Raw genomic sequence first — 15257 nt, 5'->3', positions numbered from 1 at the left:
CGAGTGCTTTGTGTTTGAAATTTTATGAGATTATTTCACGTCCATCAATTCCACATCGAAAATCAGCGTGGCATCCGGCGGAATCACGCCGCCTGCACCTGAAGCTCCATATCCTAGATGTGACGGGATCACAAAACGTGCCTTGTCTCCCACCTGCAATAAAGCGATGCCTTCATCCCATCCCTCGATAACGTGGCCTTTCCCTAAAGGGAACTCGATTGGTTTTTTTCTTGGGTAAGAGCTGTCGAAAGTCTTCCCGTTTTCCAATTGGCCCGTATAATGAACAGAAACGGTGCGGCCGTTTTCCGCTTTTTTACCAGAACCTTTGTTGATGATCTTATAACGTAAGCCACTTTCAGTCTTATCAAAACCGGCAGCCAGTGCTTCCATTTTCTTTTCGGAAGCTTCGCGTTCGGCTGCTTCACGTTTCGCGCGTGACCCTTCGAACACACGGAAGGCTTCTACCGCATTCCATTTTTGGGCTTCGTCGCCTACCCTAACGATTTCGATGCTATCAATGGAATCACCTTGTGCCACAGCATCAACCACATCCTGTCCTTCGACAACATTACCGAAAACAGTATGCTTTTGATCTAACCATGGCGTAGCTACGTGCGTAATGAAGAATTGCGAACCGTTACTCCCAGGCCCTGAATTGGCCATAGACAAAACGCCTGGCTTATCATGACGCAGATCCATGTGGAATTCATCATCGAATTTGTAACCCGGGCCACCCGTTCCTGTGCCCTGCGGGCAACCGCCCTGGATCATAAAATCAGGGATGACACGGTGGAATTTCAATCCGTTGTAAAAAGGCTGCCCTTGCGGCTTAGCCGAATTTTCGAGATTTCCTTCAGCCAATGCGACGAAATTACCAACCGTTCCCGGAGTTAAATCGTGAGTGAGTTTTACTAAAATCGCTCCTTTTGAGGTGTTGAATTTAGCGTATATACCGTTTTCCATTGTTTGTTTTTTTTAAATGAATGGCAAAATTACAAAAATAATTAGCAAATGTGACAATTAGCGGATTAGCGAATTTTATGCAGGAACGTAAATTGAACCTTGCAGCCCTAGCCCGGATAGGAAGCGGCATCCTTTTATTTTTTTCCTTTAAAAAAATAAAAGATACAGCGGACAGCCGGATTGGCTCCTGAAAACCTTAAACTTTGTACCTTTGCCACTTTGAAACAAAACCATGAGAATAGACATCATCACCGTTTTACCTGAACTGCTCCGCAGCCCTTTTGAAGCTTCCATCATGAAGCGTGCCATTGATAAAGGATTGGTCCAAGTACACTTCCACAACCTGCGCGATTATACGACGAACAGGCAGAAAAGCGTGGACGATTACCAGTTTGGCGGCGGCGCAGGCATGGTGATGATGGTGCAGCCGATTGATGATTGCATTGCGAAACTGAAGAGCGAACGCCACTATGACGAAGTCATTTACATGACTCCGGATGGTGAAACGCTGAACCAGGGCATGGCCAATAAGATGTCAATGCTCGAAAATATCATCATCCTTTGCGGACATTATAAAGGCGTAGACCAAAGGGTGCGCGACCACTTTATTACCAAGGAAATCTCGATCGGGGATTATGTGTTGAGTGGCGGCGAACTGGGTGCTTTGGTACTTTCCGATGCATTGATTCGGTTGATACCGGGGGTTTTAAGTGATGAAACATCAGCTTTGACGGACAGTTTCCAGGATAATCTTTTATCGGGTCCCATATATACCAGGCCCGCAGATTATAAAGGATGGAAAGTCCCTGAAGTTTTGACCAGCGGCCACTTTGCAAAAATTGAAAAATGGCGTGAGGATATGGCTTATGTGCATACTAAAAACAGGCGGCCGGACTTACTTAATGAATAATTACTCGAAGCAGTTAATAATGAGGCAGTTACATCTTAAAAAAAATATTAACTATTAATTGTTCATTATCAATTAATTTTTATCTTTGCGCCCACATTGGACCAACCTCTGGCGAGAACCGCGAATGTTGCTCTGATTTTAAACCATAATTTAACAATATCATGGCAGATTTAATGAAATTCGTTCAGGACGAATTGACTACAAAAAAAGATTTCCCGGTTTTCGGTGCAGGTGATACCATCACAGTGTACTATGAAATTAAAGAGGGTGAAAAAACAAGGACACAGTTTTTCAAAGGTGTTGTCATCCAAAGAAGAGGTACAGGAACTACTGAGACTTTTACCATCCGTAAAATGTCAGGTGCAGTGGGTGTTGAACGTATCTTCCCGGTAAACCTTCCGGCTTTGCAAAAAATTGAAATCAACAAGAAAGGCCACGTTCGCAGGGCCCGTATTTTCTACTTCAGGGAACTTACAGGTAAAAAAGCGAAAATCAGAGACAAAAGAAGGTAATCACTTACCACTTTATATAATCCCGTTCACATCGAACGGGATTTTTTTTGCATTGAAATTAAATTACGAAGCGTATTTTACGAATTACGTATTTTCTATTCCTACAATTGCCAAATCTGCAATTATAACGTTTTCGGAAGGTAAATCTGGAATGAATACCACCCGATTCCTTATCTTTGCAATCCTTGAAACAAACTAAATTTTTACCAATGTCTGATAAAACTACCATTTTTTATACGATTACCGATGAGGCACCAATGCTGGCGACACATTCCTTTTTACCGATTGTAAAAGCATTCACAGCGCCAGTCGGCATCAACGTGGAAACACGCGATATATCATTAGCCGGAAGGATCATTTCGAATTTTGCCGATTTGCTCCCTGAAAACCAAAGGATCAATGACGATCTGTCTGAATTGGGAAAACTCGCCACAACGCCGGAAGCCAATATCATCAAATTGCCTAATATTTCCGCTTCGGTACCGCAATTGAAAGAAGCGATTAAGGAATTACAGGCCAAAGGTTACAGCATTCCTGATTATCCGGAAAATCCCGCGAACGACCAGGAAAAAGATGCCAAAGCAAGATATTCGAAAGTATTGGGTTCTGCGGTAAATCCGGTGCTGCGCGAAGGAAATTCGGACCGCCGTGCGCCGAAAGCCGTGAAGAATTATGCCAGAAAACACCCGCACAGCATGGGTGCCTGGAGTGCCGATTCAAAAACGCACGTGGCTAGTATGGATGGCGGTGATTTCTACGGAAGTGAAAAATCGATGACCGTAAAAGAAGCCAACACCTTCAGGATTGAATTTACCGATAACCATGGAAATACGAAGGTTTTAAAAGACAGCGCGCCACTATTGGCAGGTGAAGTGATTGACAGCGCGGTATTGAGTATTTCATCGCTTAAGAAATTCATCGCAAAGGAATTTGAGGACGCGAAAGCCAAAAACGTTTTGTTTTCAGTACACCTGAAAGCGACGATGATGAAAGTTTCGGACCCGATTATTTTCGGAGCGGTAGTTGATGTATTTTTTGCCCCGGTCTTTGAAAAATTCGCCACACTTTTTTCAGAATTAAAAATTGACACTAAAAATGGTCTGGGCGATGTGTACGCAAAAATCGCGGGACATCCGCAGCAGGCTGAAGTCGAAGCCGCCATTAATGAAGTTTATCAAAACGCACCTGCTTTGGCCATGGTCAATTCAGATAAAGGAATCACGAACCTTCACGTGCCTTCAGATGTGATTGTCGATGCTTCGATGCCGGCGATGATCCGTACATCAGGACAAATGTATAATGCCGAAGGTAAAGGACAGGACACCAAGGCCATTATTCCGGACCGATGTTACGCCGGAGTGTACGTAGCCACCATCGATTTCTGCAAAAAACATGGTGCTTTCGACCCGAAAACCATGGGAAGCGTACCAAACGTTGGTTTGATGGCGCAAGCCGCCGAAGAATACGGCTCACACAATAAAACGTTCCAGATGACTGCCGATGGTATCGTTAAGGTCATCGGGAATAATGATGAAGTATTTTTCGAACAAAAAGTACAGAAAGACGATATCTTCCGTATGTGCCAGGTAAAGGATGCGCCCATCCGCGACTGGGTAAAACTGGCCGTAAACCGTGCGAGATTATCAGATACGCCAGCCGTTTTCTGGCTTGATGAGAACCGCGCGCACGACAGGCAACTCATTGAAAAAGTCAATTTATATTTAAAAGACCACGATACAAACGGACTCGATATCCGCATCTTAAATCCCATCGCTGCGACCAATTTCTCGTTGGAAAGGATTAAAGACGGCAAGGACACGATTTCAGTAACCGGAAATGTATTGCGTGATTATTTAACCGACCTCTTCCCTATTCTTGAATTAGGAACTTCCGCTAAAATGCTTTCGATCGTGCCATTGATGAATGGCGGCGGATTGTTTGAAACCGGTGCCGGTGGTTCTGCACCAAAGCACGTAGAGCAGTTCCTGCAAGAAGGGTATTTGCGTTGGGATTCTTTGGGCGAATTCCTGGCATTGGGCGTTTCTTTGGAACATTTGGGGCAAACGCTGAACAACAGCAAAGCTTTGGTTTTATCTGAAACTTTAGACAATGCCAACGAGAAATTCCTTGAAAACGACAAATCGCCTGCGCGTAAAGTGGGCGAACTGGACAACCGCGGTTCCCATTTCTATATTGCGTTATACTGGGCACAGGCGTTGGCGGCACAAAATAAAGATGCAGAACTGAAAGCAGTTTTCGAACCAATCGCAAAAGCATTGACTGAAAACGAGGCCAAAATAAACGCCGAGCTTATCGGCGCACAAGGCAAAAAACAGGACATCGGCGGCTATTACAAACCGGATAACGCCAAAACGGATTCGGCCATGAGGCCAAGCGAAACACTGAATTCAATCCTTTCTAAGTTGAATTAAATATAAGGCGGCTTTCGGGTCGCTTTTTTTTTAATCGCAATTGGTTTCATTTTCTACAGACGTCGGCATACTGCCCGCTGCTCCTACTGATTTTAAGGAGCTGATCCGGCTGTCCGCTGTATCTTTTCCTGCCTAAAGAAGGCAGAAAAAGGATGCCGCTCCCATCCGGGCTAGGGCATCCGACACAAAAGTTCGTATCTTCGTCATTCATAATTCATCATTCAAAATTTATAATTCCAAATGTCTTCCCACCACATCGTCCGTGACGACCAGGAACCCGCACTCATCATCGCCAATGGCGAAGCCTGCAGCACGGAACTGCTCGGGCAGCTGCTCGAATGGTCGCCTTTGGTGATCGTACTCGATTCGGCCATGGAACGTGTAGTAGAATTGGGAATAAAAGTAGATGTATTGCTCGGCGATTTCGACCGCGATTTCAATCCACAGGAATTTATAAAATCACAGCATCCAATTGAAATCGTCTACACCCCGGATCAGGAAAAAACCGATTTGGAAAAGGCATTGGATTACCTGGTGGAACGAAAAATCCCGTCTGCGAATGTTATTTGGGCCACCGGCCGCCGCGCCGACCATACGATTACAAATCTTACCAATATTGCGCGCTACCGTGAATTGATTAAAATTGTAATCCTGGACGATTATTCCAAAGTATTTTTGCTGCCCCGCAGTTTCAGGAAATGGTATCCTGCGAAAAGCATCATTTCCCTGATTCCAGTAGGAACCGTAACCGGAATTTCTTCCGCGAATCTTTTATACGAATTGCAAAACGACACTTTAATTATGGGATTCCGAACCGGAAGCAGCAACAGCGTAAAGCAGGACGGCATCGTCTCCATCACCCATGAGAACGGCGATTTGCTGCTGATGGAATGCAGTGATTAACGGGGAACCTTCGACGACTTTCGACTTATTTCAATTTCAAAAGTGCATCGCGTATTTCCACATAATGTTCCCATGGAATAAAATGATTCGCACCTTCTATCGAAATCACTTTCATCGAGCGCGCATTGACGAATTCCAGCTTCATAAAGCCAACATTGCTGTAAGGTACCAGCGGGTCCTTAGTCCCGTGGATAATGAGCACGTCGGTAGTAATATTTTTAAGCGTCGGCTGCAGGTCATATAAATCCTTTTTCAAAACCCACAGTTCATCGTTTGATGTTCGTAAAGCACCCGGAATCAGGAACCGCAAAGGAACCGTCTTTATCACAGCGCGCCATTTCTCAGGAGTTTCGGCCTTGGGATCAACCGATCCTGAAAGCACCACAAGGTTTTTATACCACTCCGGATGCATCGCAGCAAGCTTTACGACAACAGGTCCGCCAAGGGAATGTCCTACCAATGTCATCGGTTTTTTGTTGTCAAGGAATTTAATTAATGACGAAATCTGCGTGCATTGCGGCAGCAAACCTTCCGCGCTGCCAAAATCGCTGTACCCGAAACCCGGCCTGTCAATCGCTACGAGGCGGTACTTCTGCAGCAGCAACGAATCCTTCATATAATCCTTAAAAGCGTTCCAGCTACCGGGCGATCCGTGGATAAAAAACACCGTAGGAAGATCGTTTTTACCGGTAACGATATAATGGATGTCGCGTCCGCCCGTCGTAAAAACCGTATCGGTATAATTAATTTTGGCGCTGTCAAAGAAATATTTCGCCTCCTTTTTCGTAAAACGCATCGTCATGCAGGCCTGGCAAAGCACCACATAAGAAAGAAATAGTGCATAAACAATATACCGCTTCTTAAAGCGTTTCCTTTTCGTGGATTTCGGATAGGAGGCTGCCATAATTTTTATTTAAATGTAGCTATTTTTTCCAAAACCAGAACTTAATAAACCAAACCATCTTTATGACAAATCCGAAAATCAGGATCATAAGCGACGAACTGCTTTCCAACAATTGGTATATCCTGAAAAAATATGTTTACGAATACCTGAAAAATGACGGCAAAACCGAAATCCAGCATCGTGAAGTATATGACCGCGGCAATGGTGCTACAATCCTTTTATACGATAAAAAGGAAAAAAATGTCATCCTGATCAGGCAATTCCGTATGCCGACGTACCTCAACGGAAACGAAACGGGAATGGTCATTGAGGCCTGCGCCGGATTGCTCGAAAAAGAAAACGCAGAAGAATGTATCCGCCGTGAAAGTGAAGAGGAAACCGGTTATAAGGTCAACGAAGTACGGAAAATATTCGAGGCATATATGTCTCCCGGATCAGTAACGGAAATCATACATTTTTTCGTTGCCGAATATTCAAAGGAGATGAAAGTCAACGAGGGCGGCGGACTCGCCTCAGAACACGAAAACATTGAGGTCCTTGAAATCCCTTTTGCGAAAGCGCTGCAAATGATAGAGACCGGTGAAATCAGGGATGCCAAGACGATTATGCTGCTGCAATACGCACAGATCAATAGGTTGCTTGAATAAGTTTACAGTCGCAGTCGCAGTCCCAGCTAAACGAATGCCGGTTTTCTGTGACTGAGACTGCGACTGGGACTGAAAACTAAAACATTCTTCGTAAATTAGCCATCCAACTTAAAAAGCTATGAAATTCGAGGTTGTATCAGATTACCAGCCCAAAGGCGATCAGCCGCAGGCGATAAAAAAACTGGCGCAGGGTGTAAAAGACGGTGAAAAATTCCAGACTTTACTGGGTGTAACGGGTTCGGGAAAGACGTTTACCGTGGCCAATGTCATTCAGGAAATCCAGCGCCCTACATTGGTTTTAGCGCACAATAAAACGCTTGCGGCACAATTGTACTCTGAATTCAAGCAGTTTTTCCCAAACAACGCCGTAGAATATTTCGTGTCATATTACGACTACTACCAGCCTGAAGCTTTTATGCCGGTTACCGGCGTTTTCATCGAAAAGGACCTTTCCATTAACGATGAACTGGAAAAAATGAGGATGAGCACGACGGCAGCGCTGCTTTCCGGCCGTCGCGATATATTGGTTGTCGCTTCGGTTTCATGCCTTTATGGTATCGGGAACCCGACTGAATTCCATAAGAATATCATTGCGATTGCCAAAAACCAGGTGATTTCCCGGACCAAACTGCTTCACAACCTTGTACAAAGCCTGTATTCTCGCACTGAGGCAGATTTCAAGCCGGGCAGTTTCCGCATTAAGGGCGATACCGTTGAAGTCTATCCAAGTTATGCGGATGATGCCTACAGGATGCATTTCTTTGGCGATGAAATCGAAGAGATCGAAAGCTTCGACCCGAAGAATTCGCAAGTGTATGAAAAGTATGAAAAACTGAATATCTATCCGGCGAATATGTTCGTGACCTCGCCCGATGTGCTGCAAAATGCCATTTGGGAAATCCAGCAGGATTTGGTAAAACAAGTCACGTATTTTAATGAAATCGGGAAAAACCTGGAAGCCAAACGTTTGGAAGAGCGTACAAATTTCGATCTTGAGATGATCCGCGAACTGGGCTATTGCTCCGGAATTGAAAATTATTCGCGTTATCTCGACGGAAGATTGCCCGGAACCCGTCCGTTTTGCCTGCTTGATTATTTCCCGAAGGATTATTTGATGGTGGTCGATGAAAGCCATGTCACCGTTTCCCAGGTCCATGCGATGTATGGAGGTGACCGCAGCCGAAAGGAAAACCTTGTCGAATATGGTTTCCGTTTGCCTGCGGCGATGGACAACCGGCCGTTGAAATTCGAGGAATGGGAGTACATGCAGAACCAGGTGATTTACGTTTCAGCCACCCCAGCCGATTATGAGTTGGAAAAAAGCCAGGGCGTATATGTAGAACAGATTATACGCCCGACGGGACTCTTGGATCCGATTATCGAAGTGCGCCCAAGCCTGAACCAGATCGATGACCTGATAGATGAAATCCAGGAACGCGCCGAAATTGACGAACGGGTTTTGGTGACGACACTGACCAAAAGGATGGCGGAAGAATTGGCAAAATACCTTGCAAAAGTAGGCATTCGTTGCCGTTACATCCATTCTGAAGTAGATACTTTAGAGCGTATTGAAATCATGCAGGATTTGCGAAAAGGCATTTTCGATGTGCTGATCGGGGTGAATCTCCTTCGTGAAGGATTGGATTTGCCGGAAGTGTCGTTGGTAGCGATTTTAGATGCTGATAAGGAAGGTTTTTTAAGAAACAACCGATCGCTGACGCAAACCATTGGGCGTGCGGCAAGAAATTTGAATGGAAAAGCCATCATGTATGCCGACAAGATTACGGACAGCATGCAGAAAACCATTGATGAGACGAACTACCGCCGTACGAAGCAAATCAATTTCAACACTGAAAATAACTTTACGCCACAGGCACTGAACAAAAAAATCGGGAATGTTTTCAGTACGAAAAATCCGTTGGTGGATTATGAACTGGGTGTCAATATGAAAGCTGCTGCCGAACCTGATACCACTTACATGCAGAAATCAGACATCGAGAAACTCATACGCGACAAGCGAAAATCGATGGAAAAAGCCGCAAAAGATCTGGATTTCATGCAGGCGGCAAAACTCCGGGATGAAATTAAGAAGTTACAGGAAAACCTTGCTTAATTGTACTGCTCCTTAAAAGCACTCATTAACTGTCTTGGGTCAATTACCCGCGTCGGCGATTCCTTGATCAGCAACAGTACTTTTTTAGTTGCAGCAGGATTCAGTCCCATATTGATGGCCATTTGCTTGATGGCAATTTCTTCCTTTTCGTGCAAAATCCCGTCCACATGCATCAACAGGGCAAGCCTGTAAAACTGGTGGATGCGGTGGATTTCCATCTTGATGCTCATTACCGGCAATTCCTGGTGGAACAAGTCGTCAAAAACCGCCTTGTCGATTTTCAGTTCCTGCGCTATAATGAAAAGGAAATCATATTCGCGTTGGTGCAATTTTCCATCCACTATGGAAAACGCAATCATATCGGTCAATAAACTGATTTTTTGCTCGTAAGTATTCATCAAATGACTAATTTTAGCTAAATTATTATTTTTATCGTTAACTCCAACCCCGATGCTCAAAATTACCCTGATATCAGTATTACTCTTCCTGGCCGCATACAAACTCACCGCGCAGGAAAGTACCGCCTCAAAGCAGGTTTCTTCTTTTACGATTGAAGCGCCACAATTGAAAACGACCAAAAAAATATGGGTGTACCTTCCGAAATCTTATGCAGCAAATCCCGAAAAAAGATACCAGGTCATGTACATGCACGACGCGCAAAACCTATTCGATAAAAAAACATCATTTGCCGGCGAATGGGAAGTCGATGAAACGCTGGACAGGCTCAATGCGGATGTCATCGTGATCGGGATTGAACATGGAAATGACAAACGCATCGATGAGCTCACCCCTTTTAAAAATGAAAAATATGGCGGTGGTCATGCAGATGCTTACCTTGATTTTATCATAAACACCTTAAAGCCTTACGTCGACAAAAATTACCGGACCAAAACCAAAGCGAAAAACACGACTATTTTCGGTAGCTCTCTTGGCGGGCTCGTATCGTTTTATGCCGTATTGAAATATCCTGAAGTGTTTGGGAAAGCAGGTGTCTTCTCCCCTTCTTTCTGGTTTACCAAAGATATTTATGAGATGATGGAGAAAGCTCCCAAAACAAAAGCTAAAATCTATTTCCTCTGTGGAGACAGCGAAAGTAAAGATGATGATGTTGTTGGGGATATGGAAAAAATGTACAGACTCCTTGACGAAAACCGCTGTTATTGCCTGCATCTTTCCAAAAAGGTGATTGTCAAAGGCGGTGAGCACAATGAAAAATTGTGGAGGGAAAATTTTGAAAAAGCGTATCTTTGGCTGAAATGAGGCGCAGGGCACAGGATACAGGTTTCGAAAGACCCTTTCCCTGAACCCTGAACCCTGAACCCTGAACCCATGAATAACAACGACATATTCAAAAAACTCCGCGTGGCATTAATGCTGCGTGATGACCAGATTGTAGACATTTTGCAATTGGTGGATTTCCGGATTTCGAAAGCAGAACTGAGTGCTTTTTTCCGAAATGCAGACCATCCGAACTTTATGGAATGCGGCGATCAGGTCCTGCGCAATTTCCTCAATGGATTGGTAATCCATTTGCGTGGCACAAAAGACAATCCTAAAAATCCGAACGATGTGCTTGCTGCTAACAGAGCGGCCTCGAAATCCCCTGCCAAAGATATCACGCCGAAACCGGAGGCACACAAACCCGCAGCCAAAAAACCGGCAAAGAAATTCGTCCAAAAAAAACAGACTCCTAAAAAACCCGAGATTGTAGAAAAAGTCCAGTATAAAAACGGCAAGAATAAAAAATCCTGAATTGGCGATGAGTGCCGTTCCGCATATCCATCTTTTCAAAAGGCACCGGTTTAAGATCATCATCGGTGCCTTGATTTTTTGGTTGCTCATCGGGCTTTTCGTATTCACTACTGAAACGATTGCAAGGAATTATTTTAAGTCCCCGGCACTTGATGTAGTAGAACAAAAACAATATTTGCTGCGTTGGTTTCTTTGGCTTTTCCTTACACCAATCATTATCGCCTTAGGATTGAAAATCAACATCCGGAACTCCCGTTTGTTTTGGTTTGTGCTGATACACATCGGGCTGGGGACCTCATTGCTCACTGGGGAATTCCTGATTGAAGTCGCCGTCATCAAGCCATTTGCAGAAAATTTTTACCTACGGCATGTCGATGTCGGTGAAATCATCCTGCCGTTCCTTTTTAAATATTTCGCTTACATTATCACCTATTTCCTGATTATCGGTATCGTCAATATCTATGTATATATGGAATCGCTTCAGGCTGCCGAATTGCAGAAAAAAGAACTCGAATTCCAATTGGCGCTGTCACAACTGCAAACCTTAAGGATGCAGATCCATCCGCATTTCCTTTTCAATACGCACCATTCTATTATTGCGCTGATTACGAAAAAAGAAAATGACAAAGCCGCAAAGATGTTGTCAAAACTGAGCGATTTATTGCGCACGACGATTGAAAAACAAGAAGCAGAATTCGTACCGTTGGCCGAAGAAATAAACACGGCCGAACTGTATCTTGGCATACAACTGATCCGTTTTAATGAAAGGTTTACCTATCATAAAAACATCGCTCCTGAAACCGAAAAATGCCTTATCCCCTATTTCATTTTGCAGCCGATTATTGAAAATGCGGTTATTTACGGGATTGAAAAAACAGAAAATGATGCGTTCATCACTATCAACAGTGATGTTGAAAGCAGCCGTCTGGTAATTGAAGTCATCAATACCGGACTGCTCGGGCATGAACATAAAGGTTTCGGTATAGGAATTGCCAATATCAAAAGCCGTTTGCAGCAGTATTATGGAAATCAATCTGCATTTGAGTTGAGGCAAAATGATGCCCATACGACCATCGCAACCATAAAAATCCCATGCCATGAAAGCTGAGATCACCGCCATTATTGTTGATGACGAACAACTTTCCATTGACATCATACTCGAATTCCTGAAGGATTTTCCGCAGGTAAACGTGATTGGCAGTTTCAGGAAAAGCTCGGAAGCCGTGGGGAAAATCATTGCGCTTAAGCCTACGTTACTATTCCTCGACATACAAATGCCCGTCCTGAATGGATTTGACATCATCGAAAATATCATCGGCACCCACAATCCTTACATTATCTTCACGACGGCTTATGACCAATATGCAATAAAAGCATTTGAAGTCAATGCCATTGGATATTTGCTGAAACCCTTCGACAGGGAAAAATTTGCAAAAGCGATGGCGCGGTTTGAATCAGGCTATGCTTCAAATGCGGTTGATGACACCTATAACCGTATTCTTCGGATCCTCGAAGCAAAGCAAAAGGAAAGCCGGCCGGATCATATTATGATTAAGGATGCAAAACGTGTTTTTTTCCTGCCAATTACTGAAATCAGCTATTTCGAAGCTGCCGGAGATTATGTAAAAGTCGTCTGCGACAGGAATTCGCACCTTATCAATGACAGCCTGAGCCACCTTGAAAATAAGTTTGCTTCCGATTTCATACGCATCCACCGGTCTCACCTGGTGAACAGGGATTGCATAAAAGAGTTCATTCCTTATTTTAACGGCGAATACCAGGTGGTCATGCAAAACGGCGACCAGTTGAAAATGAGCCGCAATTATAAGGACAATCTTAAGGCATATTTTCCTGGATTGTAGGGGCTGGGCATATTTACACCGATCGATATTGGGCTTCCAACAAATATTTTCATGTTACCGCTAGTACGGGCGGGTCATGCCCGCCTGCCGCCAAAATCATTCTCCTCAACCCTAAATTCCTACCGCTCAAAGATTTGCAATGGCAACCTAGGATTCTTTTCCAAAAATTTACGGAAAGTTTCAATCATCATGTCATCAAAAATCCCGAAGTCAATCCATTACATCATCGGCAATGAGGCCGCTGAGCGTTTCAGTTACTACGGCCTGCGCGCCATACTGACGGTATACCTCGCGACGCATTTCTTCAACCCAACGAATGACCCGCTGCTGCAACAGGCTGCGGAAGCCCGGGCGAATGAAGCGACGCATCTATTTATCATGCTCAACTACCTCATGCCGATTCTCGGGGCACTTGCAGCCGATTGGTTTTTCGGGAAATACCGGATTATCAAATGGCTTTCGTTTATGTATTGCATCGGGAATTTTATGATGGCGATGTTTACCGACAATTACAGCCTGTTCATGAGCGGACTCGTATTGATCGCCATCGGTTCCGGCGGAATCAAGCCGTGTGTGTCAGCCAACGTCGGCGACCAGTTTACAGCATCTAACAAACACCTCATGGGGAAGGCATTCAGCTGGTTTTACCTGAGCATAAATTTTGGTTCCTTCTTTTCCACCTTATTAATCCCGTACCTACTAACGGCATATGGCCCTAAAGTCGCTTTCGGCATTCCGGGAATACTGATGCTTTTGGCAACTTTGATTTTTATTATGGGAAGGAAAAAATACATCCGCGTTCCTCCGGCCGGTTTCCCGAAAGATAATTTTATCAGCATCAACTGGTATGTCCTGAGGCGCATCGGGCAAATCCGTAGAGGTAAAAAAGCCATCGACATTGCGCGCGACAAATACTCCGAACAGGCCGTAAATGCCATTGTTTCGGTATGGAAGGTGTTGTTGCTGTTTTCCTTCGTCCCGGTGTATTGGATGCTGAGCGACCAAAGCACTTCAGAATGGGTATTGCAGGCTACGAAACTCGACCTGCATTTTCTCGGCATCACCTTACTGCCACAACAGGTACAGGCCGCTAATCCGGTTTTCATATTGATCCTGACACCATTGTTCAGTAGTGTACTGTATCCTTTTTTGCAGCGTATAGGGTTTGATTTTTCAGTACACCGCAAAATCATCACCGGATTTCTATTGCTGATATTGTCTTTTGTCATCATTTATTACCTGCAATCCGAAATCGACCAGCATCGGGCACCGTCGGTAGGATGGCAATTGCTGTCTTACTTCCTGCTTACCGTCGCGGAAATACTGGTATACCTCACGGGATTGGAATATGCTTATGCCCAGGCCCCGGCTTCGATGAAAAGCACGATGATGTCGTTTTGGCTGCTGACGATTTCATTAGGAAATTATTTCGTATCGCTGATTAACCGCAATATTGCAGATGATGGCTTCCTGCGGAACCTGTCAGGTGCATCGTATTATGGTTTCTTCATTGCATTGATGTCTGTTGTAACGATTGCTTTTGTTATCGTATACCACAAAAATATCATCCCTGAAAATCATCTCCAAACCAGATGAGTGATGCCCGGTTGTGAAGTCCTGCGCCCCGTTTCAGGCGCAAATGATTTAGTAAATTCATGGCCGGGCTGTTTTTTAAATTATGAATTACGGCATAAAGCATTCTTAATTTCTAATTCATAATTCGTAATTTACAATTCGTAATTCTTCTTACATTTGACAACCAATTTTAAAACTAAAAACTATGGCAGCAATTAATCCTTATTTAACGTTCAACGGCACTTGTGAGGCGGCGTTTAATTTTTACAAATCAGTATTCGGCGGAGAATTTCCATATATTGGAAAATTCAAGGACATGCCACCATCCGAAGATGGTAAAAATTGCGGCCCTGAACAAGGCGAACTGATTATGCACGTTTCTCTGATGATTGGAGACACGGTGCTGATGGGTTCAGATGCGCCTGGAGATTATGGTGATCAACTCATTGTAGGGAATAATTTTTCGGTTTCAATCAATACGGATAGCCGTGAAGAAGCGGACCGCATATTCAACGGGCTTTCCGCAGGAGGAACTGTAACGATGCCGATGGAAAATACATTCTGGGGTGCTTATTTCGGGATGTTTACAGATAAGTTTGGCATTCACTGGATGGTAAATTTTGATGAAAATCCTGCGAAATAATCACGTTAAAAGAACTAAATAAAAAATCCCGGCCATCAAAG

General features: G+C 44.1%; 15 protein-coding genes. 12 read left to right on the top strand and 3 right to left on the bottom strand.

The genetic code is table 11. The features are described from left to right. Window positions 1-30: 30 nt before the first annotated feature. Window positions 31-963 carry a peptidylprolyl isomerase gene (locus tag HYN49_RS09695; protein WP_108903927.1) on the bottom strand — a complete coding sequence of 311 codons (933 nt, stop codon included), beginning with the start codon at window positions 961-963 and terminating at the stop codon, window positions 31-33. A 232-nt stretch (window positions 964-1195) separates the two neighbouring features. On the opposite strand from HYN49_RS09695, the gene trmD reads away from it, so the two are divergent. The 4 genes from trmD (at window position 1196) to HYN49_RS09675 (ending at window position 5720) form a co-directional block, all read left to right on the top strand. Continuing rightward, entirely contained in the window at window positions 1196-1873 is a 678-nt protein-coding gene (gene trmD, locus HYN49_RS09690; RefSeq protein WP_108903926.1) for a tRNA (guanosine(37)-N1)-methyltransferase TrmD, read from the top strand. Between the two features lie 161 nt (window positions 1874-2034). Then, complete coding sequence (gene rplS, locus HYN49_RS09685) at window positions 2035-2385, top strand: 50S ribosomal protein L19 (protein ID WP_108903925.1); 351 nt, start codon at window positions 2035-2037, stop codon at window positions 2383-2385. A gap of 209 nt (window positions 2386-2594) precedes the next feature. Continuing rightward, window positions 2595-4817: an NADP-dependent isocitrate dehydrogenase gene (locus HYN49_RS09680; protein ID WP_108903924.1), complete on the top strand. Its 2223-nt coding sequence runs from the start codon at window positions 2595-2597 to the stop codon at window positions 4815-4817. A gap of 240 nt (window positions 4818-5057) precedes the next feature. Next, entirely contained in the window at window positions 5058-5720 is a 663-nt protein-coding gene (locus HYN49_RS09675) for a thiamine diphosphokinase (RefSeq protein ID WP_108903923.1), read from the top strand. A gap of 25 nt (window positions 5721-5745) precedes the next feature. Here HYN49_RS09675 and HYN49_RS09670 read toward each other — a convergent pair whose 3' ends face one another. Further along, window positions 5746-6624, bottom strand: a complete 879-nt coding sequence (locus tag HYN49_RS09670) for an alpha/beta fold hydrolase (RefSeq protein ID WP_108903922.1) — start codon at window positions 6622-6624, stop codon at window positions 5746-5748. A gap of 62 nt (window positions 6625-6686) precedes the next feature. On the opposite strand from HYN49_RS09670, the gene nudK reads away from it, so the two are divergent. Further along, on the top strand, window positions 6687-7271 hold the full coding sequence (gene nudK, locus HYN49_RS09665) for a GDP-mannose pyrophosphatase NudK (protein ID WP_108903921.1): 585 nt from the start codon (window positions 6687-6689) through the stop codon (window positions 7269-7271). A 118-nt stretch (window positions 7272-7389) separates the two neighbouring features. Next, window positions 7390-9384 (top strand): excinuclease ABC subunit UvrB, encoded by a 1995-nt coding sequence (gene uvrB, locus HYN49_RS09660; RefSeq protein ID WP_108903920.1) that lies wholly within the window; start codon window positions 7390-7392, stop codon window positions 9382-9384. Here uvrB and HYN49_RS09655 read toward each other — a convergent pair. Continuing rightward, the gene (locus tag HYN49_RS09655; RefSeq protein ID WP_108903919.1) at window positions 9381-9782 is read right to left on the bottom strand and encodes an excinuclease ABC subunit B; all 402 of its coding nucleotides are present in this window, start codon (window positions 9780-9782) and stop codon (window positions 9381-9383) included. The two genes, uvrB and HYN49_RS09655, sit on opposite strands and share 4 nt — an antisense overlap. Before the next feature lie 52 nt (window positions 9783-9834). On the opposite strand from HYN49_RS09655, the gene HYN49_RS09650 reads away from it, so the two are divergent. From HYN49_RS09650 to HYN49_RS09625, 6 genes are all read left to right on the top strand, one after another. After that, complete coding sequence (locus tag HYN49_RS09650) at window positions 9835-10644, top strand: alpha/beta hydrolase (RefSeq protein ID WP_108903918.1); 810 nt, start codon at window positions 9835-9837, stop codon at window positions 10642-10644. A 69-nt stretch (window positions 10645-10713) separates the two neighbouring features. Next, on the top strand, window positions 10714-11136 hold the full coding sequence (locus tag HYN49_RS09645) for a DUF1456 family protein (protein ID WP_108903917.1): 423 nt from the start codon (window positions 10714-10716) through the stop codon (window positions 11134-11136). A 7-nt stretch (window positions 11137-11143) separates the two neighbouring features. Beyond that, window positions 11144-12244, top strand: a complete 1101-nt coding sequence (locus HYN49_RS09640) for a sensor histidine kinase (RefSeq protein ID WP_108903916.1) — start codon at window positions 11144-11146, stop codon at window positions 12242-12244. Continuing rightward, entirely contained in the window at window positions 12234-12998 is a 765-nt protein-coding gene (locus HYN49_RS09635; RefSeq protein WP_108903915.1) for a LytR/AlgR family response regulator transcription factor, read from the top strand. The genes HYN49_RS09640 and HYN49_RS09635 overlap by 11 nt, the downstream gene beginning before the upstream one ends. A 189-nt stretch (window positions 12999-13187) precedes the next feature. Then, window positions 13188-14594 (top strand): POT-type proton-dependent oligopeptide transporter, encoded by a 1407-nt coding sequence (locus HYN49_RS09630; RefSeq protein ID WP_181368940.1) that lies wholly within the window; start codon window positions 13188-13190, stop codon window positions 14592-14594. Window positions 14595-14778: 184 nt separating this feature from the next. After that, window positions 14779-15216 (top strand): VOC family protein, encoded by a 438-nt coding sequence (locus HYN49_RS09625; protein WP_108903913.1) that lies wholly within the window; start codon window positions 14779-14781, stop codon window positions 15214-15216. Window positions 15217-15257: the final 41 nt, after the last annotated feature.

Origin of the sequence: Flavobacterium pallidum (genome assembly GCF_003097535.1) — a bacterium.
Classification (GTDB): Bacteria; Bacteroidota; Bacteroidia; order Flavobacteriales; family Flavobacteriaceae; genus Flavobacterium; species Flavobacterium pallidum.
This window is presented reverse-complemented; position numbering and strand designations above follow the sequence as displayed.